General features: G+C 67.7%; 5 protein-coding genes. 1 reads left to right on the forward strand and 4 read right to left on the reverse strand.

Annotation, left to right across the window (positions count from 1 at the left end; genetic code table 11):
* Positions 1 to 2: 2 nt before the first annotated feature.
* The gene (locus tag A5791_RS15730) at positions 3 to 2039 is read right to left on the reverse strand and encodes a phosphotransferase (protein ID WP_067238469.1); all 2037 of its coding nucleotides are present in this window, start codon (positions 2037 to 2039) and stop codon (positions 3 to 5) included.
* A gap of 5 nt (positions 2040 to 2044) precedes the next feature.
* Positions 2045 to 3550, reverse strand: a complete 1506-nt coding sequence (locus A5791_RS15735) for a carboxylesterase/lipase family protein (protein ID WP_067238474.1) — start codon at positions 3548 to 3550, stop codon at positions 2045 to 2047.
* A gap of 80 nt (positions 3551 to 3630) precedes the next feature.
* On the opposite strand from A5791_RS15735, the gene A5791_RS15740 reads away from it, so the two are divergent.
* Positions 3631 to 4332 (forward strand): hypothetical protein, encoded by a 702-nt coding sequence (locus A5791_RS15740; protein WP_067238478.1) that lies wholly within the window; start codon positions 3631 to 3633, stop codon positions 4330 to 4332.
* On the opposite strand, the gene A5791_RS15745 is transcribed toward A5791_RS15740, so the two are convergent.
* Together A5791_RS15745 and A5791_RS15750 are read right to left on the reverse strand one after the other, a co-directional pair.
* A complete protein-coding gene (locus tag A5791_RS15745; RefSeq protein WP_067238481.1) occupies positions 4322 to 6949 on the reverse strand; it encodes a sugar epimerase family protein in 2628 nt (875 codons plus the stop codon). The genes A5791_RS15740 and A5791_RS15745 overlap by 11 nt on opposite strands.
* A 34-nt stretch (positions 6950 to 6983) precedes the next feature.
* Complete coding sequence (locus tag A5791_RS15750; protein ID WP_067238484.1) at positions 6984 to 19520, reverse strand: type I polyketide synthase; 12537 nt, start codon at positions 19518 to 19520, stop codon at positions 6984 to 6986.
* Positions 19521 to 19567 lie beyond the last annotated feature (47 nt).

The raw sequence follows: 19567 nt of genomic DNA on the forward strand, positions 1-19567 counted from the left end.
GCTCAAGTCTGGTTGCGATTCCATTCCATCCAGCCGACGCCGGTGCGCCCGTCCGCGGTGCTGACGCTGACCCAGGCCCGCGGGAAGTGGCTCACCCGTCCATCGATGGACGTCAGGAGCACGGGCGCGTGCGCGACTACGGCAATGTCGGCGTCGATATTCGCCGCGCCGCCGCTCGGGCCCAGATGCAGCGTCGTATGTTGCGGTAATCCGTTGGCGCCGAAGGCTTCTCGAGTGTTCACTGTCTGCAGCTCGGCGACCTGCCGGTCGGGGGCCTGTAAGTAGCCGATGCCCATCGCGGGAGTGTTCGGAATCTTGACCTGCAGCCCGTGCAGATGGCTGCCGTCGTCCAGGTGCAGCGCGCTCCACATCCAGTCCATGCTCCACCAGTCGCGTACTCCCCAGGAGTGGTCACGCTGTCCGGGAACCGAGTCGATGCGGTAGGTCTTGTCGTCGACGGTGACTGTCCCCGAGACAATGCACGGAATCTCGTAGCGTGTGGTCACCCGGTATTTGTACGGGACGCCGTCGGTGATCCACTCCAAATTCATGGCCACCTCGACGGGAGAGCCGGGTTCGCCGCGCAGTAAGGCCGACGGGTCGGGATAAGCCTCTCCCCGTCCGCGCAGTTCGACGCGATACGTCCGCAGCGGCGAGCCGGCCGAGTGGCCGACTTCGACGGCGCCTCCGCGCAGCACCCACGGGTCTTCGGGCAGCGGGACTTCGACCTCCACGAGCGCGACGGTCGGCAGGTCGGGTCCGCACAGCAGTGCGTGCACCCACGCCATCTGCTGGTTCGCGACCAGCCCGACCCGGAACCAGCCACCCAATCCCTGTGCCGCATCGACGAAGTCGGCGTACCAGCTCTCGCTCCACAGCGGCTCGGCCGTCGCGGTATGAGCGAGTTCGTCGTCCTCCGACGGCCGCAGCGGCTCCGGTGCCGCCGGGGCAGGCAAAGTTGCCAACGCGTCGGTGTCCAGCACGTGGTCGCAGTGCCGTTGCAGCATCGTCATGAACATCCGGTCGCCCCGATCGGTGCGTTCCACCAGCATCGACGAGACGATCGCCATCATCACCCCGAAAAAGCTCTGCCGCCGCACTCCCTCGCGGACGTCGGCGAGCGTGATCGGGGCGCCGGGACCGAGCGGCTCGTGATAGGCCCTCAGCAATGTGTCGTGCTGTTCGCGACGATCCGGCGTCGGCAGGGCGCAGCCCAAGAAGTACGCCAGGTCGGTCAGCGCCGGACCCCACGAAACGGTCTGCCAATCGACCACGGTCAGCGCCCGGTCAGCCCCCGCCTGGCCGAACAGCATGTTGTCCAGCCGGTAATCGCCGTGCACCAGGCCCTGCATGCCGCCGCCCTCAGCGGCACGATCCGCCTCCTGCGCGAGGTACGCGTCGAATGAGGCGACCAGGGCTTCGCACACCACGCGGTGGGCCGGGGCGATCCGGTCGGCGTAGCGGTCGACGAAGCCGGCATAGAGTGCAGTGATCGTCGCCTGGGTCAGTGGAGCCTCGCGGTTGAGCCACGGCGCTTCGGCCAGGGCCTCATCTCCCAGCAGCGGGCCGTGCAAGCGGCCCAATTCGGCGACGGCGATTGCCGCCTGTTCGTTTGTGGCGCCGGCGATTTCGTCGCCGACGACCGCCGGGCCGGCGTCGCCGAGCAGCAAGTCGAATGCGCCCGTCGACGCGTCGACCATCGCGTGGTAGCACGGCGCTATCGGCCCGCAGAGCCGTGGCGCGATGTCGCGGTAGAAGCGGACTTCACGCTCGTAAAGGCCCAGAGCCAGGCCGGTCTGCCGGCTCACCGGGTCGGTTGCCGCGACCTTCAGCACTACCGACGCGGGACGGCCCGGTTCGGCTTGTGGGTCCGCATATGTCAGTAGGACGCGGTAGCACTCGCTCATCTGTCCGGTGCCGATGCGCTCTACGGCGAAATCGGCGACGGTTCCGGCGCCGATCGTGGTGGTCAGCCATGGCGCGGTGAGATCGCCCGGCCGTTCGATGATGTGGGTGTCTTGCTCGGGGCTGGGGGCCATGAGGATCAGCGTGCCAGCGAGAAGCCGTCCCAGGCCATCCGGCGGTGCTGGTGCGGGTCGAACTCGACGCGGCACTTGCGGTCGAAAACCATCACGGCACGGTCGGTTCGGGTGTAGGCCGGCCAGTCGTCGCCGGGAATCCCGGTGCGGCTGAACGCCTGCCACCGTCGCTGTACCTGATTGCTGACCCGCAACGCGGTGCGCCGATCGGCCGCCGCGGTGAGCAACGCGCCGAACCTGGTGCGGTAGATGTCGAAGACGGCGAACAGTTCGGTGGCGTGGGTCGCTCCGAACCCTGACCAGCGCAACGTCCGCGGGGCGTAGTCATATCGATACAGATAGGTGGGCGCGTGGTCGCCGTGCGCCTCGGCAATTTGCCACGCCGCCGAGCTGAAGGCGAAGTCACCGCCGAGCTGGATGCAGGCCGACGACGCGGGGTAATCCGGGTAGGCGGCGGTAATGCGTTGGCGGGCATCGGGTTCGGCGTCGGCGAGCAGTTCTTCGACCATCGATTCGTTGGTCGGCAGCATTGGCAGGAAGCGGGTGAACAACCGGCCCTCTTCGGCGTTGGTGCCCACAATGAGCGGTACTGGGTGCGCGCTTCCGGAGCGCATCGCCTCGACCGGGTCCATCGGCAGCATGTCATCGCCGAAGACGGGACCAATCGGAAAGGCGCCCAACCTCTTTTGCATGCCCTGGTCGATCAGACGGTGTTGCGCTTCCACCAGTTGCGCGGCGGATGCCCGCATCAGCACGTCGGCGGCGTCGTCCTTGCGCGCGCCGAGCAGCTCGGCGAACCGGTTCGCGAACTCCGCCGCAATCTCTCTGGACCGCACCAGTCCCGACGCCGGGCTCTCCGAGATCGCCTGGGCGAATAGCCCTTTGGCGGCGGGCACCGCCAGCAACGTGGCGGTGATACACGCGCCCGCGCTCTCGCCGAAGATGGTGACATTGTCCGGATCGCCGCCGAATCCCGCGATGTTGTCCCGGACCCACTGCAACGCCAGCACCAAATCCCGCAGGTACAAGTTGCTGTCGAAGGTGATCTCCGGTGTTGACAGCGACGACAGATCCAAACATCCCAGCGCGCCGAGCCGGTAGTTCACGGACACGTAGACACAACCGCGGCGGGCCAGCGCGGCACCGTCGTAGAGCGGTGTTGCCGAGCTACCCAGGAAATACCCGCCGCCGTGGATGAAGACCATGACCGGCAGGGGTTCGCGGGCGGTGGCTTCGGGTGTGACCACGTTGAGGGTCAGGCAGTCCTCGCTCATCGGCTGGTACCTGCCCACACCGAGCATCGTGTAGCGGCGTTGCTGGGGCGCGCAGTTGCCGAAGCCGTGGCAGTGGCGAACGCCGGACCAGGGCTGGGCAGGTTGTGGCGCCGCGAGTCGCAGCGGCCCGATCGGTGGCCGTGCGTAGGGGATGGATCGCCATCGGTTCACGCCGTCGCGGGTGAACCCTTCGACGATGCCGGACGCTGTGTGTGCGCGGACTGTGCGCTCGTGCATATCCCCGACGGTAGCCGACACTGCGTATGCAAAGCGTTCGGGAGCGCCGCAAATCCGCCCGCGGCGGTTAGCCTGGCGGGATGCGGATCGCCGCGCTGGTCGCACTGTCGTTGCTGGTTGCCGGATGCTCGCACCCGGTCGGCGACCGTTCCGGGCAGCCGCAAACCAGCGTTCCCACTTCCCCTACCAGGGCTTCCGCCAGCGGGACGGCGAGTAAACCGGCGACGCCATCGGCCGCACCCGCCGCCGGAGCGCCGATCTCCGACGTCATTGCCTGGATCGAGGCTGGTCATTCCGTCGACCCCGGCGGTTACCACAGCGCGAGCCGGGCCGGCATCAGCACCCAGCTCGGCACCGACATCGCGTTCGTTCTGCCATCGGGGCAATCCGACACGGGCCGGCCGGTGACCTGCATGACGGACTCCAAACACACCGACGGCACGCTGTCCTGCCTGATCAGCCTGAACAGTCCTCCGCCCAAACCCGAGACGGCGTACGGCGACTGGAAGAGCGGCTGGGTGGACTTCGACGGCATCATCCTGCAGGTGGGGTCGGTGCGCGCCGATCCAGGCCCGTTCCTGTACGGCGACGGGTCGCAATTGGCAGCCGGCGACTCGCTGGCGTTCGGTGACTACCGTTGCCGCGCCGATCGGGCCGGGGTTTTCTGCGTCAACTACGCCCACCAGTCGGCCGCGCGGTTCAGCAGCGCCGGCATCGAGCCGTTCGGTTGCCTGCGGTCGGTGCCGCCACCCGACGGCGTCGGCATCGCGTTCAGCTGCTGAGCGTGGAGTTGTGGGAGTTCTCGCTAGCTGCCGGTTCGAGCACATGGATCTCGCCGGTGCTGCCGTCGACCTCGATGAGCGCTCCCGGTGGCAGGTGCCGAGTGGCTCCCTGCACGTCCACCACGCACGGAAACCCGAACTCGCGCGCGACCACGGCGGCGTGCGACATCGGGCCGCCCAGTTCGGTCACCACGGCCGCCGCGTAGCAGAAGGCGGCGGTGTATCCGACATCGGTGACCTCGGCGACGAGGATCTCGCCGGGCAGCAGGTCGTCGATGGTCTCGGGCCGCACGATCCGCACCCGGCCGCGTACCCGGCCCCCGCACACGCCGACACCGCGCAGCGTGTCCCCGGCGGTCAGCGCCGGCGACGACGGGATCGACGGCTGCCAGCTTCCGCTGAATACCGTGGGGGGAACGACGGCGGTCAGCCTGCGTTGTTCGACACGCCGGCGGGCCACCAATTCAGTGACGTCTGCTGGGAGCCGATCGAATTCGTCCAGCTCGTCGACCAACAGGTAGAACACGTCGTCCGGTTTGGCGAAGACACCGGCGTCAGCCGACCGGCGTCCGTATTCGCGCAGCAGTCCGCGTAGCACCCAGATCGCGCGCACCATCTTGTCGCGACGGGCTTCCCGGTCGCGCAGCTGACGTGCGGCCAGCGTCGCAACGGGCTTGGCGCGCAACGGAATCACCGGGTGTCGTGGTTCCGGTGCCGGTGGCGCGCTCAATGCCTTGGCCACCATCCGCACCAGCAGTTCGGGGTCGTCGGCGTAGCTGGTCGACAGCATCTCGACTTCCGCCGGACCGCGATGACCGATCAGCGCCAGCTCGGCCAGTACCGCGGCATGAAACTCGGGTGCCTCGACCGCCAGCTTGTCCAGGCGCTCCCCCGGTTCGCCGAGCAGCCGCATCACACCCGGATCGCGTTGCGCGGCAGCCACCAACCGCTGCACCGCCTCCACCGACCGCGCACTCACCAAGTCCGGTCCTGCCGGCGTCGTGGTGTCTCGGCCGCACAGGCCGCGCAACAGCACGTTGAATGCTGCGCACAGCATGAATGACGCGGACGCCAGTACCCATCCGTGCACGACGTGGTCGCGTGCCAACAAGATCAGGCTGAGCAGGCGGCGATCGTCGAGTGCTGTGAGGTCGCCGCCGGCGAGTTGCTCCAGGCGATCGACGTCGGCGACGAAATCCTCGGTGTCACGGGGTGATCCGGCGCTCAGGCCCACCAGGTTGACACCGAAGACCCCGATGTTCCGGAGGGTGCGCAGTTGTCTGCGCGCCCGCCCGGATTCGGACAGCGGCCGATGCTCGCCGAAGACCGGCAACGACGCCATGCTGGGGCCGAAAAATCCGCTGTTGCTGACGATCGTCGTGGGCTTGGCGAATGGCACCGTTTCGGCCATGAAATGCGCCGAGGTGATTGCGCCGTAAAGCCGATGGGCGAACACCGCAACGGTTCGCGTCGCGATTTCCTGCTGTACCACACCGCCCGGACGCAGGCGCTCGGCGATGGCCACGCCGCCCGCCCGCAGGCCGCGTACGGTCGCCGACGCCGACGACGGCGAGAAGGGACCGGGCAGCGCCTCCGACAGATTGGTCGCCAGATAGGTGGGGAAGCGCGGATCGATGGGCGTGTCGAATTCTCCGTTAACCCCTTCTGGCCCCGCCAATCTGGGCACCACACCGTCGTCGGCCGGTGCATCGGGGGCGGGCAGATCCGAGATGTTGGCCATGCGCCACGGCAGTGACACCACCCGTCGACCGACGGTCACGCGGCCACGCACCGTCAGCGCGAAGTCTTGCACGGATTCATCGGCGTTCCAGGCGGTTCGGAATCCCCACTCGTCGCGCAGCCGCGCGGTGTCCAGCGCCGGGGCCCTTTGTATCAGTTCCAGTTCGGCGAAGGAGGTGACCCGTCGTCGCAGTCCTGACGGCACCGCCGCCAGTGGCATGACAGGACGGCCGAGTACCCGGGCGATTTCGCGAAATGTCAGCTCGCCGGGGGCAGCCAAATTGACCGGACCGCTGCTTGTTTCGGGGTTCAGGACGGCGCGGGTCAGCAGGCGAAGGGCGTCGTCGAGGTGGACGACCTGCACAGGGCGGTCCGCGGCCCCGTCGATGTCGGGAAGCACCGGCAACGCCAACGCCCGGCGGACCCAGTTGTCGACGTTTCGGCCGACGATGAGCGCGGGCCGGATCGCGACCCAGTGCGCGCCGGAGTCGGCGAGCATCTTCTCCACCCGGGCCTTGCAGCGTCCTTCGGCTACAGCTGGATCGAGAGCATGCGCTGAGGAGACGAACACCATCCGCCCGCTGCCGGCCATCGCGTCAAGGACGTTTTGGGTGCCTTCGAGGTTGACTTTCTCGCTGATCCGTTCGTCTGGTCCGGGACTCCTCGCCCAGGCGCAGTGCACGACGACATCCGCGCCTGCGACGGCGCGCGCGACGGCGGCGGCGTCGCGGATATCCGCGGCGACGAACTCGGCTGTGCTCGGCCAACTTCGGGGCCGATGGCGGGCGATTCCTGCGACATGGTGGCCCTGGCTGAGCAGCCGGGCGACCAGGCCGCGGCCGAGCACCCCGCTGGCCCCGGTGACCGCGATTCTCACCGAGTAACCTCGTGTAGCTGTTGGCTGTCCATGCCTACTCGTCGTCGTCCATGAACGCCGCGTTGACCAGATCGTCGAGATCCATGTCGGCGATGTCCTTGATGTCCTTGACGTCTTCAGCCCCTCGCCGCGATCCGCCGGCCTGGGCGTGCCCCTCGGCCTCGTCTGCCAACGCGAGCAACAACTCAAGGACGCCCGCCTGCCGCAGACGCTTGACCGGAATAGACCCGACCACCCGTTGGATTTCGGCTTCCCCGGGCGCTGCTGCCGGGGCGAGTTGCGACGTGTCGCCGACCAGTTCTTGATGCATGTAACCGGCCAGGGCGGCGGAGTTGGGGTAGTCGAAGATGAGCGTGGGCGAAAGCGCAAGTCCGGTAGCAGCTTTGAGCCGGTTGCGCATTTCCACTGCGGTCAGCGAGTCGAAGCCGAGCTCTTGGAACGCCCGGTCGGGATCGATGGCCTCGGGAGTGGTGTTGCCCAGCACGGTCGCGATGTGCGAACGCACCAGGTCCAGCAGCACCGCATGCTGCTCGTCCTCCGGCAATCCCTCCAGGCGTTGCAGCAGAGCCGATTTCGACTTGGCGGCGGCCAATGAGTCATCGACCTGCCGCCGAGCCGGCGCATTGATCAAGTCGACGAACATCGGCGGCAACGTCCCGCTGTCGAATTTGGCGCGCAGCGCAACCAGGTCGATGCGTGCCGGCAGCATGAACGGTTCAGCCACAATCATTGCCGTGTCCAGCAATTGGAGGGCTTCATCCGATGACATCGCCACGATGCCGTCCCGGGCCAGCCTGGCGAAGTCGACGGTTTCCAACCCACCCGTCATCGCGCTGGCCTGATCCCACAGACCCCAACCGAGCGATACCGCCGGCAGGCCGCGAGCTTGCCGGTGTGCTGCCAGCCCGTCCAGGAACGAGTTGCCGGCGGCGTAGTTGCCCTGGCCGGCCGCGCCGGCCAGGCCCGCGATCGACGAAAACATCACGAACGCAGAGACATCCAGGTCCCGGGTAAGCTCGTGCAGGTTCCACGCCGCGTCGACCTTGGCCCGCAACGCCAGCTCCATCCGTTCCGGCGTCAACGAAGTCACCACGGCGTCGTCGAGCGCTCCGGCAGCGTGGATGACAGCGGACAGCGGATGCTGCACCGGGATATCGGCGATCACCTTGGCCAGCGCCTCACGATCGGCGGCGTCGCAGGCCACCAGCTGCACCTGTGCACCGGCAGCGCTGAGTTCGGCCGCCAGTTCCTGCGCCCCGGGCGCGTCCGGGCCGCGACGGCTCACCAGCACCAGACGCCGTACGCCGTGACGCGCCACCACGTGGCGGGCCAACGCCGACCCTGCCATGCCGGTGCCGCCGGTGATCAAGACCGTTCCGATCGCCCAGCTATCGGGTACGGTCATCACGACCTTGCCCACATGCCGCGCCTGGCTCAGATACCGCAATGCCGCAGGGGCTCGGCGGATGTCGAATGCGGTCACCGGCAAGGGCCGCAAGATTCCGGCGTCGAACATGTCGGCCAGTTCGGTGAGCATCCGCTGGATGTGGTCCGGTCCCGCCTCGAAGAGGTCGAAGGCGCGGTAACGCACGCCGGGGTAATTTTCGGCGACTTCAGCGGGTTCGCGGATGTCGGTCTTGCCCATTTCCAGGAACACGCCGCCGCGTGCGACCAGTCGCAGCGACGCGTCGACGAATTCGCCTGACAGCGAGTCCAATATTACGTCCATGCCGCGACCGCCGGTGACCGCACGGAACTTGTCCTCGAACTCCAGACTGCGCGAATCCGCGATGTGTTCCTCGTCAAAACCCATGGCTCGCAACGTGTCCCATTTGCCACGGCTGGCGGTGGCGAACACCTCGAGGCCCCGGTGTCGTGCCAGCTGCACGGCAGCCATCCCGACCCCTCCGGTCGCCGCATGCACCAGGATCCGCTGACCCGGTTGCACCTGTGCCAGGGTGGAGAGTGCGTAGTGAGCCGTCGCGAAACCGACGGGTGCCGTGGCGGCGTCGGTGTCGGACCACTCCGCAGGAACCTTTAGCAGTAGCCGTTCGTCGGTGGTGGCGATGGTGCCGGTGCCGTCCGGGAACAGACCTGCAACACGGTCACCGACCGCGAAACGGGTTGCATCGGGCCCGGTTTCACTGATTTCTGGGACTGCCAGGACGACGCCCGATGCCTCGACGCCCATTGCGGCGGCCGGGTCAGGGTAGAGGCCCAGGGCTATCATGACGTCGCGGAAGTTGGCTGCCATGGCCCGGGTTTCGATGCGGACCTGCCGCGGCGCCAAGGGCGCCTCCGCGTCATGTGCAGGCTCCAGCCGCAAATTCTCGAACGTGCCTGCGCCGGTGATCCCCAGCCGCCAGGCACGGCCGTCCGGAGGCACCAGCACGCCGTCCACCGCACGACTGGCGTGCACCCGCGCGATGTGCGGTTGGCCGCCTCGCATCACGACCTGCGGCTCGCCCACCCCAAAGGCCGCGGCTATTGCCGCATCGTCAAGTGGCGCATCGGAATCCACCAAGAGGATATGGCCAGGGTGCTCGGTCTGCGCGGACCGCACCAAGCCCCACACCGCCGCGCCCGCCAGATCGGCGATGTCCTCCCCCGGTAGGGCAACCGCACCCCGGGTGAGTACGACCAAGGTTCCCGAATGTGGTTCTGCCAGCCAGGATTGCACGGCGCTCAGCGCTGCAGCTGTCGCCGCCCGCACACCAGTCACCGGATCGCCGTTCGCCGGTTCGGACTCGAAGACGTGGTACGCGGGGGTGGCGTCGGCGGCCCCGTCTGAATTGGCTGGCGCCGGCGACCAGACCACCTCGAACAGCCGGTCTCCACCCGAACCCGACAGCGCCGCTTTCAGCTGCTGGTCGGTCACCGGGCGGGCCACCATGGAGGCCACCGACAGGACGGGCAATCCCAACCCGTCGGCGAGTTCGATCGACACCGCCGACGGGGTTGTCCGCACGATCCGGGCCCGCAGCGCCGATGCGCCGGCGGCATGCAATGACACGCCCTGCCAGGAGAACGGCACCAGCACCGAGCCCGGCGCCTCTGCGTCATCGGTGCCTTCAGTGCCGCCGTCTTCGGCGGCCAGGATCACCGCGTGCAGTGCGGCATCCAGCACCACCGGGTGGACTCCGAACCCGGCCGCCGATACCCCGGCTTCTTCCGGCAGGGCCACTTCGGCGAACACTTCATCGCCGCGCCGCCACATGTTTGTCAAACCGCGGAACGCCGGGCCATACCCGTACCCGCGCTCGGCCAATCGCTCGTATCCGTCGCCGACGTCCACCGCGACCGCACCCACGGGGGGCCACACCGACAGGTCCGAGGCGGGCGCGACCGAACCCGCGCTCAGCGCACCTTCGGCATGCAGCAGCCAGCCTGAACCCGTCTCGGCACGCGAGAACACCGACACCGCCCGGGCACCCGTCTGGTCTGCTCCGCCGACCACCACCTGGATGGCCACCCATCCCGCGGCGGGCAATACCAACGGCGCCGCCAGATTCAGCTCGTCGACAATGCCGCAACCGACTTCGTCGCCGGCGCGGATGACCAATTCCACGAATCCTGCGCCGGGGAACAACACGACCCCACCGACAGCATGGTCAGCGAGCCAGCCCTGGGCGCTGGGCGACAGTCGACCCGTCAGCACCACCCCGCCCGAGGCCGGCAATTCCACCACCGCGCCCAGCAGCGCATGCTCGCTGGCCTGAAGGCCCAGCCCCGCGGCGCTCGCTTTTGAGCCTTCGGACGGCGACAGCCAGAACCGCCGCCGCTCAAAGGCATACGTCGGCAACTCCACGAAGTTGGCCGGACCCAGCGCGGCGCGCCAATCAACGTCCATGCCGGCGACAAACCCCTGCGCGACAGCGCTAATCAGGGTCAGCGGTTCCGGTCGGTCCTTGCGCAGGGCGGAGATCGCCGTGACCGCAGCGTCGGGCAGCGATTCGTCGAGCGAGGCCATCAGGCCACTGCCGGGTCCGACTTCGAGGAAGCGATTGCCGCCGGCCTCGTGTACGAAGCGGACACTGTCGGCGAACCGAACCGCCTCACGCACGTGCCGCTTCCAATACGCGGCGGACGCGAAGTCTTCGCCGGCCAGCTGTCCCGTGACATTCGACACGATGGGAATCGTGGACTGACCAACGGCGAAACTGGCAGCGACGGTTCCGAATTCATCGATCATCGGATCCATCAACGGCGAATGGAAGGCATGGGAGACCGCCAAGCGGTGCACCCTGCGGCCATCCGCCCGCAGCTTGGTGGCGACGGCGACGACGGCGTCGTCGGCGCCCGAAATAACCACCGATGCCGGGCCGTTGACGGCTGCGATGGCGACTTCGTCGCTCAGCAGCGGCCGCACCTCTTCTTCGGTGGCCTGGACGGCAATCATCGCCCCACCTGGCGGGAGTGCCTGCATGAAGCGGCCGCGAGCGACCACCAGGACGGCCGCGTTTTCCAGCGACAGGACGCCCGCCACATGCGCCGCCGACAACTCGCCGATCGAGTGGCCCATCACGAAATCGGGTCGCACACCCCACGATTCCAGCAGCCGGAACAACGCGACTTCCATCGCGAACAGTGCGGGCTGGGCGAATTCGGTTGTATTCAGCAGGTTTTCGTCGCTGCCCCACACCACGTCCCGCAAGGGGCGCAACAGGTGCCGGTCGAGTTCGCCGACGACGGTGTCGAACGCCTCGGCGAACACCGGGTATACGGCGTGCAAATCCCTTCCCATGCCAAGTATTTGGGCACCCTGGCCAGGGAAGACGAATACCGTCTTGCCGGCCGGTGTCGCGCAGCCACGAATAACCGACCCAGCCAGATCATCGTTGGCCAGCTCGTCCAACCCGGCCAGCAACCGCTGCCGATCCGCACCCACCACGACCGCCCGATGCTCAAACACTGAACGCCCCGCCAACGACCAGCCCACATCCGCGATGTCCAATTCATCACGCGCGCGCAGATACTCGGCCAACCGCGACGCCTGCCCCGCCAACGCCGCAACCGACTTCGCCGAGATCACCCACGGCACCACCGGCCGCACCGCAGCGACCTGCCGCGCCGGCTGCACCGGGGCAGACTCCACAATCACATGCGCATTGGTGCCACTAATCCCAAACGACGAGACCGCGGCCCTGCGCGGCCGACCACCCTGCCAAGGCCGCGCCTCGGTCAACAACGCCACCGACCCCGCCGACCAATCCACATGCGGGGACGGCACATCCACGTGCAACGTCGCCGGCAACACCTCATGGCGCATCGCCTGCACCATCTTGATCACCCCGGCCACCCCCGCCGCAGCCTGGGTATGACCCATATTCGACTTGATCGACCCCAACCACAGGGGCTCTTTTCCGGGCTCGCCGCGGTCCTGCCCATAGGTCGCCAACAACGCCTGCGCCTCAATCGGATCACCCAACGTCGTACCGGTCCCGTGGCCCTCCACCACATCAACCTCGGCCGCACTAAGCCCCGCATTAGCCAACGCCGCCCGCACCACCCGCTGCTGCGAAGGCCCATTCGGCGCCGTCAACCCATTCGACGCACCATCTTGATTTACCGCCGAACCACGCACCACCGCCAACACCGGATGCCCCAACCGCTGCGCATCCGACAACCGCTCCACCACGAGCATCCCGCCGCCCTCGGCGAATCCGGTGCCGTCGGCCGCGCCGGCGAATGCCTTGCACCGGCCGTCTGCGGATAACCCACGCATGCGGCTGAACTCGACGAAAATGTCGGGGGTGGCGTTGACGGTGACACCGCCGGCCAGCGCCAGATCGCACTCCCCCGACCGCAGCGACTGCACCGCCATATGCAACGCCACCAACGACGACGAACACGCCGTATCCACCGACACCGCCGGGCCCTCCAGCCCCAACACATACGACACCCGCCCCGAAGCCACGCTGGTCGACTGGCCGGTCAGCCGGAAGCCTTCCAATGCCTTCAGGGCATCTTCATTACCGATGCCGTAGCCCTGGGTATACACGCCGGCGAACACACCGGTGGCGCTGCCCCGTAGCCGGTTCGGATCAATGCCCGCCCGTTCCAATGCCTCCCACGACAGTTCGAGGAACATGCGTTGTTGGGGGTCCATCGCCAACGCCTCACTGGGCGCAATACCGAAGAACGCCGGGTCGAAATCGGCGACCCCGTCGACGAAGCCGCCACTGCGGGTGTAGCACGAGCCCGCAACGTCGGGATCCGGGTTGTACAGGTCGGTCAGGTTCCAGCCGCGGTCGCCGGGGAATTCGGAGAGCACGTCACGGCCCTCGGCCAGCATCTGCCAAAGGTCTTCGGGGGACTCCACTCCGCCCGGGTAGCGGCAGGACATGCCGACGATCACGATCGGGTCGTCGCCTGTGACGTGCACGGCGGGTGTGTGCTTGATTTCTTGTGGGGCACCCGCGAGTTCGGCGCGCATGTAGGAGGCCAGGCCGTTGGGAGTCGGGTAGTCGAAGATGAGCGTCGGTGAAAGTGCAAGCCCGGTAGCAGCTTTGAGCCGATTGCGCATTTCGACCGCGGTCAGCGAGTCAAACCCTAAGTCCTGGAACGCTTTGTCCGGGTCGATCGCCTCGGGGGTGACGGTGCCCAGCACCGTGGCGATGTGGGAGCGCACCAGATCCAGCACCACAGCATGCTGTTCGGTTTCTGGCAGGCCGTGCAGACGGTGCGCCAGAGCGGATTTGGATTTTGCTGCCGCCAGCGAGTCGTCGACCCTGCGCCGGGCGGGTGCGTTGACCAGATCGCTGAACATCGGGGGTACGGCGATGGCGTGAGACCGCAACGCGGCCAGATCGATTCGGGCCGGCGCCAGGAACGGCTCGTCGACGATCAGCGCGGTGTCGAAGAGTTCCATCGCCTCGCCGGAGGACAGCGCCAGGATGCCATCGCGGCCCAGCCGGGCCAGGTCGGCGGCGTCCAGGCTTCCGGTCATGGCGCTGGCCTGGTCCCACAGCCCCCACGCCAGCGACACGGCGGGCAGCCGGTGTGCGCGCCGGTGCGCGGCAAGGCCGTCCAAGAACGAGTTGGCCGCCGCATAGTTGGCCTGTCCCGACGAGCCCACCAGGCCGGCCATCGACGAAAACATGACAAACGCCGAGAGATTCAGGCCGCGGGTCAGCTCGTGCAGGTTCCATGCCGCATCCACTTTGGCCCGCAACACCGCATCGACCCGCTCGGGAGTCAGCGAGGTCACTACCGCGTCGTCGAGCACCCCGGCGGCATGAATCACCGCCGAGAGGGGGCGCTGCACGGAGATATCGGCGATCACCTTGGCCAGCGCCGCCCGATCGGCCGCATCGCAGGCCACCACTTGCACCAGAGCCCCGGCAGCGCCCAGCTCAACCGAAAGTTCGTGCGCCCCCGGCGCATCCAGTCCGCGCCGGCCCAGCAGCACCAGATGCCGCACCCCGTGATGCGCCACCACATGGCGGGCCAGCACCGAACCCGCCATACCGGTGCCGCCGGTGATCAACACTGTGCCGTTGCCCAGCGCGCCGCCCTGGTCAGCAGGAAAAGTCATGACGACCTTGCCGATATGGCGTGCCTGGCTCAGATACCGCAACGCCGCCTCGGCGCGCCGGATGTCAAACGTCGTCACCGGCAACGGGCGCAACACATCCGAATCGAACAGTTCCGCGAGATCCTGCATCCACTGGTGCATCCGCGGGCGTCCGGGCTCGAAGAGGTCGAAGGCGCGGTATCGCACACCCGGGTATTCCTGCGCGATCGCATCGGGGTCGCGGATGTCGGTCTTGCCCATCTCCAGGAACAACCCGCCGGGCGCAACCAGCCGCAACGACGCGTCGACGAATTCGCCTGCCAGCGAGTCCAATATCACGTCCATACCGCGCCCGCCGGTGACCGCACGGAACTTGTCCTCGAACTCCAGACTGCGTGAATCGGAGATGTGATCCTCGTCAAACCCCATGGCCCGCAGGGTGTCCCACTTGCCGCGACTGGCGGTGGCGAATATCTCCAAGCCCAGATGCCGCCCCAACTGCACGGCAGCCATGCCCACCCCGCCCGCGGCGGCGTGCACCAAAACTCGCTGCCCCGGTTTGACATCGGCGAGGTGCACGAACGCCATGTACGCGGTGGTGAAAACCGCTGAGATCGCGGCGGCTTCGGCGTAGGACCAGTCGGCGGGCATCGGCTGCAGGATGCGGACGTCGCCGGCGACCAGGGTGCCGTGGCCGTCCGGGAAGAATCCGTACACCGAATCGCCGACCGCGAATTCGGTGACTCCGGGACCCACTTCGACGACGACGCCGGCACCTTCGCCGCCGAGTAACCCATCATGGGTGAACATGCCCAGGGTGATCATGATGTCGCGGAAGTTCGCGGCGATGGCGCGCAGCGCCACCCGGACCTGCCCGGGTTGCAACGGCGCATCGGCGTTGGGAACCGGTTCCAGCCGCAGGTTCTCGAAAGTGCCTGCGCTGCTTATACCCAACCGCCACGGCACGTCCTCCGGGGGAACCAGGATGCCGTCGACCGCGCGGCTGCCACGCACCCGCGCGGTGTAGACCTGCCCGCCGCGCAGTATCACCTGTGGCTCACCGGCCGCCAGGGCCGCGGCGGTGGCGTGATCGTCCAGCGGCGCATCGGAATCCACCAGCAGGATGCGGCCCGGATGCTCAGTCTGCGCGGAGCGCACCAAGCCCCATACCGCGGCGCCCCCCAGGTCGGTAACGTCCTCCCCCGCCGCCGCGACGGCGCCCCGAGTCGCCACCAGCAGCACCCCGGAGTCCCGATCGGTCAGCCACGATTGCACGGCGGCCAAAGCGTGGTGCGTGCGCTCATAGGCGTCTGCTACCGGATCAGCTTCACTTGCAACGGATTCGAACACTTCGAGAGAAGACGCGGCAGTTCCCGGAGTCACCGACGCGGGCAACCAAATTAGTTCGAACAGCCGATCGGGCCCAGAGCCGGACATCGAGGCCAGCAGCTGCTGCTCGCTCACCGGACGCGCCACCATCGAAGTCACCGACAGCACCGGCAACCCCAGCCGGTCCGCTAACTCGATGCGAACCCCGGAAGGGCCCGACGGCGCGATTCGCGCCCGCACTTCCGATGCACCCGCCGCGTGCAACGACACGCCCTGCCAGGAGAACGGCAGGACCAGCTCGGCGTCCGGGTTGGCTATCACTGCTGTGTGCAAAGCCGCATCCAGCAGTGCGGGGTGTATTCCGAACCCACCGACGCCGCCGGCTGCCTCCGGGAGGCTTACCTCAGCGAACATCTCGTCGCCGCGGGCCCACATCGCGGTCAGGCCGCGGAACGCAGGGCCGTATCCGTAGCCGCGCGCGGCCAACCGCTCGTAGCCGTCGGTCACGTCTACCGACACCGCGCCGGCCGGCGGCCACACCGACAACTCCACCGCCGGCTCCACCGAGCCGGACGTCAGGGTGCCCTCGGCGTGGCAGACCCACGCGGCATCCGCTTCGAAGCGGGAGTAGATCGAGACACTGCGCTGTCCCGCCTCGTCGGCGGCGCCCACTACTACCTGCAGCGCAACGGATCCCGACACCGGCAGCATCAACGGCGCCCGCAATGTCAGCTCGTCGACCACCGAGCAGCCGACTTCATCGCCGGCGCGGATCGCCAACTCGACAAAGCCGGTCCCGGGAAACACCACCGCACCCGATACGGCGTGATCGGCCAGCCATCCCTGCGCACTCGGCGACAGCCGGCCCGTCAATACGACGCCGGCTGTTGCGGGCAGCTCCATCACAGCGCCGAGCAACGGGTGCTCGCCAGCGCCCAGACCCAGGCTCGATGCGTCGACGGCCGTTGCCTCGCCCGAGAGCCAAAACCGCCGCTTGTCAAAGGCATACGTCGGCAACTCGACAAAGCCCGCCCCGTCGAGCACGCCGCGCCATGCCACGCTCACCCCCGCCACGAAGGCGGCGGCCGCCGACGTCAGGAACCGCTCGAGTCCGCCGTCGTCACGGCCGAGAGTGGGGACGACGATGGCGGCCCCGGTTCGAGCGTCGCCGTCGGCGCTGCCGGTGCAATCGTTGGCGGTGTCCTCGATTCCGGCGATCAGCGCCGGATGGGGACTGGATTCGATGAAGGTGCGATAACCGTGCTCGCACGCGCTGCGTACCGCCAGGTCGAATTGGACGGTCTGGCGGATGTTGCGGTACCAGTATTCGGCGCCCAATTCGGCTGTGTCCAAGCGACTTCCGGTCACGGTCGAGAAGAAGGCGGTACGTGTGGGGCGCGGCTCGATGGCGGCCAGGACATCGATGAGCTCACCGCGGATCGCCTCGACCTCGGCCGAATGCGAGGCGTAGTCCACATCGATCCGGCGGGTGCGCAACTCCTGGCGGGCGCAAGCCTCGATCAGCTCGTCCAGCGCAGCCGTTTCACCGGACACCACCACCGCGGCCCGGCCGTTGACGGCGGCGATACCGACCCGATCCGCGAAGGGCGCCAACAACTCCCGCACCCGCTCGACGCCGCACGCGATGGACAGCATGCCACCGGGGCCGGCCACGTTGCACAGCAGTCTGCTGCGCAACGTCACTACCCGCGCGGCATCGCGCAGGGACAGCGCACCGGCGACGTACGCGGCGGCGATTTCGCCTTGGGAATGCCCGATTACGGCATCCGGCCGCACCCCAACCGACTTCCACAGTTCGGCCAGCGACACCATGACCGCGAACAGCGCCGGTTGCACGACGTCCACCCGATCCAGCCCCGGCGCGCCGGGAGCACCGCGCAAGACGTCGGTCAGCGACCAATCCACGTATTCGGCGAAGGCGTCGGCGCAGGCCTGGATCTGCTGCGCGAATACCGGTGCGGTGTCGAGTAATTCGATGCCCATGCCCAGCCATTGCGAGCCCTGGCCGGGGAAGACGAATACCGTTTTTCCGGCGGGCTGGGCATCGCCGCGAATAACGCCGGAAGTCAAGGCCCCCAAGTCATCTGCGGCCAGCTCGTCCAGCCCGGCCAGCAACCGATCTCGGTCGCCACCGACGACGACGGCCCGATGCTCGAACACCGCACGGCCGGCCAACGTCCACCCCACATCGGCGACGTCCAGGTCGTCGTCGGCACGCACATGCTCAGCCAAGCGCGCGGCCTGAGCCCGCAACGCAGCCGACGATTTCGCCGTGATCACCCACGGCACCACCGGCAGGGCGGATTCGCGGGCGTTGCGCTGCTGCGCCGGGGCCGCTTCCACGATCACGTGCGCATTGGTGCCGCTGATCCCGAACGACGAGACCGCGGCCCTGCGCGGCCGACCACCCTGCCAAGGCCGCGCCTCGGTCAACAACGCCACCGACCCCGCCGACCAATCCACATGCGGGGACGGCACATCCACGTGCAACGTCGCCGGCAACACCTCATGGCGCATCGCCTGCACCATCTTGATCACCCCGGCCACCCCCGCCGCAGCCTGGGTATGACCCATATTCGACTTGATCGACCCCAACCACAGGGGCTCTTTTCCGGGCTCGCCGCGGTCCTGCCCATAGGTCGCCAACAACGCCTGCGCCTCAATCGGATCACCCAACGTCGTACCGGTCCCGTGGCCCTCCACCACATCAACCTCGGCCGCACTAAGCCCCGCATTAGCCAACGCCGCCCGCACCACCCGCTGCTGCGAAGGCCCATTCGGCGCCGTCAACCCATTCGACGCACCATCTTGATTTACCGCCGAACCACGCACCACCGCCAACACCGGATGCCCCAACCGCTGCGCATCCGACAACCGCTCCACCACGAGCATCCCGCCGCCCTCGGCGAATCCGGTGCCGTCGGCCGCGCCGGCGAATGCCTTGCACCGGCCGTCTGCGGATAACCCACGCATGCGGCTGAACTCGACGAAAATGTCGGGGGTGGCGTTGACGGTGACACCGCCGGCCAGCGCCAGATCGCACTCCCCCGACCGCAGCGACTGCACCGCCATATGCAACGCCACCAACGACGACGAACACGCCGTATCCACCGACACCGCCGGGCCCTCCAGCCCCAACACATACGACACCCGCCCCGAAGCCACGCTGGACGTCATGCCGGTGAGCCGGTAACCCTCGATCTCCTCGGCCAACATGCCGTAGCCCTGGACGATGAGTCCCGCGAAGACCCCGGTCGCGCTCCCGCGCAGCCCGCTGGGATCAATCCCGGACCGCTCCAATGCCTCCCACGACAGCTCCAGAAGCATCCTGTGCTGAGGGTCCATCGCCAGCGCCTCGCTGGGGGCAATACCGAAGAACGCCGCGTCGAAGTCGGCGACCCCGTCGACGAAGCCCCCGGTACGTGCGTAGGTTTTGTGCCGGGCGTCGGGGTCCGGGTCGAACAACCCGGCCAAGTCCCAGCCACGATCGGCCGGAAATTCGCTGATGACGTCGCGGCCGTCGGCCACCATTTCCCAGAGGCGTTCCGGGCTGTCCACGCCACCCGGAAAGCGGCAGGACATTCCGACGATCGCGATCGGCTCGCTCGAGCGCTCCAGCAGCGCACGATTGGTGCGCTTCAGGCGTTCAACCTGGACCAGCGCTTTCCGTAGCGCTTCGGTCGCATGCTGGAGTTGATCACCCATCGCTAACCTCGCCTAACCGTTAACCAAAAGTTGGCCGCCTTCAACCG

This window comes from Mycobacterium sp. 852002-51163_SCH5372311 (assembly GCF_001667115.1).
Lineage (GTDB): Bacteria > Actinomycetota > Actinomycetes > Mycobacteriales > Mycobacteriaceae > Mycobacterium.